Raw genomic sequence first — 4,325 nt, 5'->3', positions numbered from 1 at the left:
CCCGCCGGACCACGGTGCAGGATGTGCACCTGCCGGGCCACATTTCCGCGTCCACGCTGGTGGATCTGGAGGCTGACGCCGGCTCCGTCGTCGCCCGGCTGCGGCGTCCGGTCCCGCGGGAACCCGGGATGTCCGCCCGCAAAGGCACTGCCTTCCATGCCTGGGTGGAGGAGTATTTCGGCGCCGCCGGCATGCTTGACTTGGGTGAGGCGGCACGCTCGGACGACCACATCGACGCGGCGTACGGTCTGGACAGCATGGTGGAAACGTTCCGCCAGTCCGAGTGGGCCAACCGCGCCCCGGCCCACGTTGAAGTACCGGTGGAGACGCGGATCGGTGACGTCGTGGTCCGCGGCCGGATCGACGCCGTCTTCCGTGATGCCGACGGCGGGTGGGACCTAGTGGACTGGAAGACCGGCCGGCGGCCGTCCGCCGCCCAGCTGAAGACCAAAGCAGTCCAGTTGGCTGTGTACCGGCTGGCCTGGGCCCGGCTCAAGGACGTCCCGCTGGACCAGGTCCGGGCGGCGTTTTACTACGTGGCTGACAACGAGGTGGTGCGGCCGCACGATCTGGGCTCAGCGGAACGGCTTGAACAAATCGTCGCCACGGCTCTGGGGACCGGCTAGGGGGACTTCGCCTCGACCACCGTGAGCGCGGTCGTCGAGGTGTCTTCTGCCGGGCCGGGTGCGGCCGCCTGGATGACGGCGATCGACTGGGTTGAGGTGTCGGCCTCTGAACCTTCTTCGTCGGCCGGTTCGTCGGCTGGCCCGGCCGCCGGTTCGTCGTGGGGGATCGCAGTCACGGAGACACTGGATACGTTGCTGTTCGCAGGCTCAGCGCCCGTGGCGGCGCCGTCGTCGCCCACGGAACCGTCAGCGGTTCCCAGGGGGATCGGCGTCACGTGGACGGCAGGCATCGCGGTGCTGGAGGGAACAGCGGCAAGCCCGGAGACCGCGTCGGGTGCCAACAGGGTCACCTTGCTCACGGCCGGCAGAGGCACATCGCCCGGAGCCGGCTGGGGGAGCGGCTCAACGCTGATCGGCTGGCCGCCGTGTTCCGCGACGTCCTCGGCGAGTGCGGTGAGCATGGACTCGGCCTCGTCGATCATGTCCTGGTTCCCGGCGGCGATGCCCTTGACGAGGTACTGCGCCAGGGCGAATTCGGCGGAGAGCGCCGCACGCCGCAGCAGGTGGGCGTCGGGCACGTCGCGCCGCGACGAGGTGTAGTGCGCCAGCACGGCGTCCACGAAGTCCTGGTCGTTGGACGCGACCAGCCACGCCATGTCGTCAGCCGGGTCGCCGATCCGCAGATCAGTCCAGCCGGTCACGGCGGTCACACGGTCGCCGTCGACCAGCAGGTTGTCCTCGTGGAGGTCCCCGTGGACCACGCACGGATTGAAGCGCCACAGGGAGACGTCCTCAAGGGCGTGTTCCCAGCGGCGGAGCAGCAGCGGCGGAATCTTGCCGGTCGTCGCGGCCTGGTCCAGTTCGTTGAGGCGGCGCTGGCGGAACTCATTGGGGGTGTAGCTCGGCAGGTCGGCGTTGCTGACCAGCGAGTGCGGCAAGTCGTGGATGGCGGCGAGGGCCGCGCCGATTTCGCGGGCCACGGCAGGTGCTGCGGCGCCGAGTTCCTCGACCGACCGGGTCGATCCGGCCAGGTGGGAGTAGACGAAAGTGCTCAGCGGGCCCTGCCGTACGGTCCCGGCCACGGTGGGCATCAGGAAGGGAAGCTCGGCGCGGATGCCGGGGACGAAAGCGCGCAGCACCAGGAATTCCGTTTCCAGCCGGGCGCTGGCCTCGGCGTGGCGAGGCGAGCGGACGCGCCAGCGCTTGCCTTCGGAGTCCAGCAGGAGAGCCGAATCGAAGTCTGCCGGATCGTCGGGCGCAGAGCTGACGGCGGTTGGGGTCAGCCCGGGGACCGCCGCGGTTGCCACGGCTGCCAGTTCGATTGGTTTTCTTCTCACTGTTCCACGGTAGATTGAGCGGCGCCCAAGACGGCGATGCACCACGGCGAGTCTGAAAGATCCGGAATAATTTGCGGTAATGCGATGCCCCGCCGGGCTGCGCCGTGACGCCGGCCGCCGGGGCGGGTGCGGATGCCCACATACGCCGGGGAAAAATGTGAATTGTCAGCGGGAGTCAGTACGGTAGGAACATGAGTCTTGCGGAGTCACCGGCACCCAAAAACCCGGCACCCAAAAACCCAACACCCAAGAATCAAGCACCCAAGAATCAAGCCCCGGAGAGCCAGCCCCGCGAGGACACGTCAATCCCCCCGCACCCAGGCCCCGCTGCGAACCTGCTCAAGGACACCGTCCTGCCGGTGCGCCCGGCGCTGATTGACCGGGGCTCCGCCGCGCGGCTGAAGCCCGGAATGCTTGAGGAGCTCATGGCCGCCGGGGGCGCACGGGCCATGGTCCTGTCCGGCCGGCAGGCCCTCATCAACGGCAACAGCCTGGTGCTGCTGGATGCCGCCGAACTCGCCCGGCACCTGCAGGACACCCCCTATGCCCCGGAACAGCTGATCTACCTGGGCTCAGCCCTGCCCGGTGCGGACCTCGAGGCGGGCACCCATCTGGTCCTCTTTGTCCTGCCGCAGCAGTTCGAAGTCCAGGCCGAGGAATTCGAAGCCCACATTGCCGGCATCCCCGAAGGTGCGCACTGGGCCGGTTTCCGTGATGTCGCCGCCACGCTGGACCCCACGGACACCGCCATCTTCATCGAAGCCAGCGCTATCGCCAACTGGCACGCCACCCACACCCACTGCCCGCGCTGCGGCACCGCCACTGCGCCGGAGGCGGGAGGCTGGGTCCGCCGTTGCCCTGCAGACGGCTCGGAGCACTACCCGCGCACCGATCCCGCCATCATTGTTACTGTCGTGGGTCCCGACGGCCGGCTGCTGCTCGGCGGCGGCGGCCCCCTTGACGCCCGGAACTACTCCACCCTTGCCGGCTTCGTTGAGCCGGGGGAGTCCCTGGAACAAGCAGTGGTGCGTGAGATCGGCGAGGAAGTCGGCGTGCGGGTCACCGCCTGCCAGTATCTCGGTTCCCAGCCATGGCCCTTCCCGGCCTCCCTGATGCTAGGTTTCACGGCCACGACCACTGACACCGAAGCCACGCCCGACGGCGTCGAAGTCACCCGGGCGCGCTGGTTCAGCCGGAGCGAACTGCAACAGGCGGTGCTCAGCGGCGAGATCGTCATTTCCAGCAGGCTGTCCATCGCCCGCGCCCTCATCGAGCACTGGTACGGCGGGGTCATCCAGGACCGGACGGACAGTGCATAAGGCGCTCGTGACTACACGCAGCGGCGCCCCGGCACCACGGGTCCCTTACTGCCGCGCATCCACCGCACACCCTCGAACGACTGAGCAGCAACAGTGAATACAGATCTCTTCCAGTCCAGCGACCTTCCGGCCGGCCAGCCCGGCGACGGGGCGCCGGAGAAGGAACCCCCGGCACCGGACAACCGCTCCCTCGAGGAGCGCATCCTCGGCGGCCTCGACGCCGAACAGCGCGAGGTAGCCAGCACCCTGCAGGGGCCCATGTGCGTCCTCGCCGGCGCCGGAACCGGCAAGACCCGCGCCATCACGCACCGCATCGCTTACGGGGTGCACTCGGGCGTCTACAGCCCGCAGCGGCTCCTGGCCGTCACCTTCACCGCGCGGGCAGCGGCCGAAATGCGCAGCCGCCTCCGCGACCTCGGCGTTGGCAACGTCCAGGCCCGCACGTTCCACGCGGCCGCGCTGCGCCAACTCCAGTTCTTCTGGCCCCAGGCCGTTGGCGGCGTCCTGCCCAACCTGCTGGACCACAAGGCCCAGATGATTGCCGAAGCGGCCCGGCGGCTGCGCCTCAGCACCGACCGCGCCTCGATCCGCGATCTGGCCTCCGAAATCGAGTGGGCCAAGGTGTCCATGCTGACGCCCGCCAACTACCTGGAAAAAGCCCAGGGCCGCGGCACCCCGGGCGGCTTTGACCTGACCGCCGTCGCCCGTGTCTTCCAGTCCTACGAGGACGTCAAGACGGACCGGAACGTGATCGACTTCGAGGATGTCCTGCTGATCACCGTAGGCATCCTGCAGGAGGACCCGAAGGTCGCCGCCACCGTCCGCGAGCAGTACCGCCACTTTGTCGTCGACGAATACCAGGACGTTTCGCCGCTCCAGCAGCGGCTGCTGGAACTCTGGCTCGGCGGCCGCGACGAGCTCTGCGTCGTCGGCGACGCCAGCCAGACCATCTACTCATTCACCGGCGCCTCGCCCAAGCACCTGCTCGGCTTCAAAGCCCAGTACCCCGAGGCCACCGTGGTCAAGCTGATCCGCGACTACCG

General features: G+C 68.7%; 4 protein-coding genes. 3 read left to right on the top strand and 1 reads right to left on the bottom strand.

Annotation, left to right across the window (positions count from 1 at the left end; all coding sequences use genetic code 11):
* Window positions 1–626, top strand: a 626-nt coding sequence (locus K789_RS0104345; protein WP_024365685.1) for a PD-(D/E)XK nuclease family protein, incomplete at its 5' end; no start/stop codon positions are given.
* Here the strand turns inward: K789_RS0104345 and K789_RS0104340 are convergent.
* Complete coding sequence (locus tag K789_RS0104340) at window positions 623–1,963, bottom strand: macrolide 2'-phosphotransferase (protein ID WP_024365684.1); 1,341 nt, start codon at window positions 1,961–1,963, stop codon at window positions 623–625. The genes K789_RS0104345 and K789_RS0104340 overlap by 4 nt on opposite strands.
* Before the next feature lie 191 nt (window positions 1,964–2,154).
* Between K789_RS0104340 and nudC the strand changes: the two genes are divergently transcribed.
* Window positions 2,155–3,282 (top strand): NAD(+) diphosphatase, encoded by a 1,128-nt coding sequence (nudC, locus tag K789_RS0104335; protein WP_024365683.1) that lies wholly within the window; start codon window positions 2,155–2,157, stop codon window positions 3,280–3,282.
* 201 nt (window positions 3,283–3,483) lie between these two features.
* On the top strand, window positions 3,484–4,325 hold an 842-nt coding region (locus tag K789_RS0104330; protein ID WP_157835661.1), incomplete at its 3' end, for an ATP-dependent helicase.

Origin of the sequence: Arthrobacter sp. TB 26 (assembly GCF_000427315.1) — a bacterium.
Taxonomy (GTDB): Bacteria; Actinomycetota; Actinomycetes; order Actinomycetales; family Micrococcaceae; genus Arthrobacter.
Note: the sequence above shows the minus strand (reverse complement) of the source record. Positions and strands in the feature narration are given on the sequence as shown.

Coding starts and splice junctions, on each gene's coding strand:
- nudC (WP_024365683.1), top strand. CDS start 2,155: ATGAGTCTTGCGGAGTCACCGGCACCCAAAAACCCGGCACCCAAAAAC.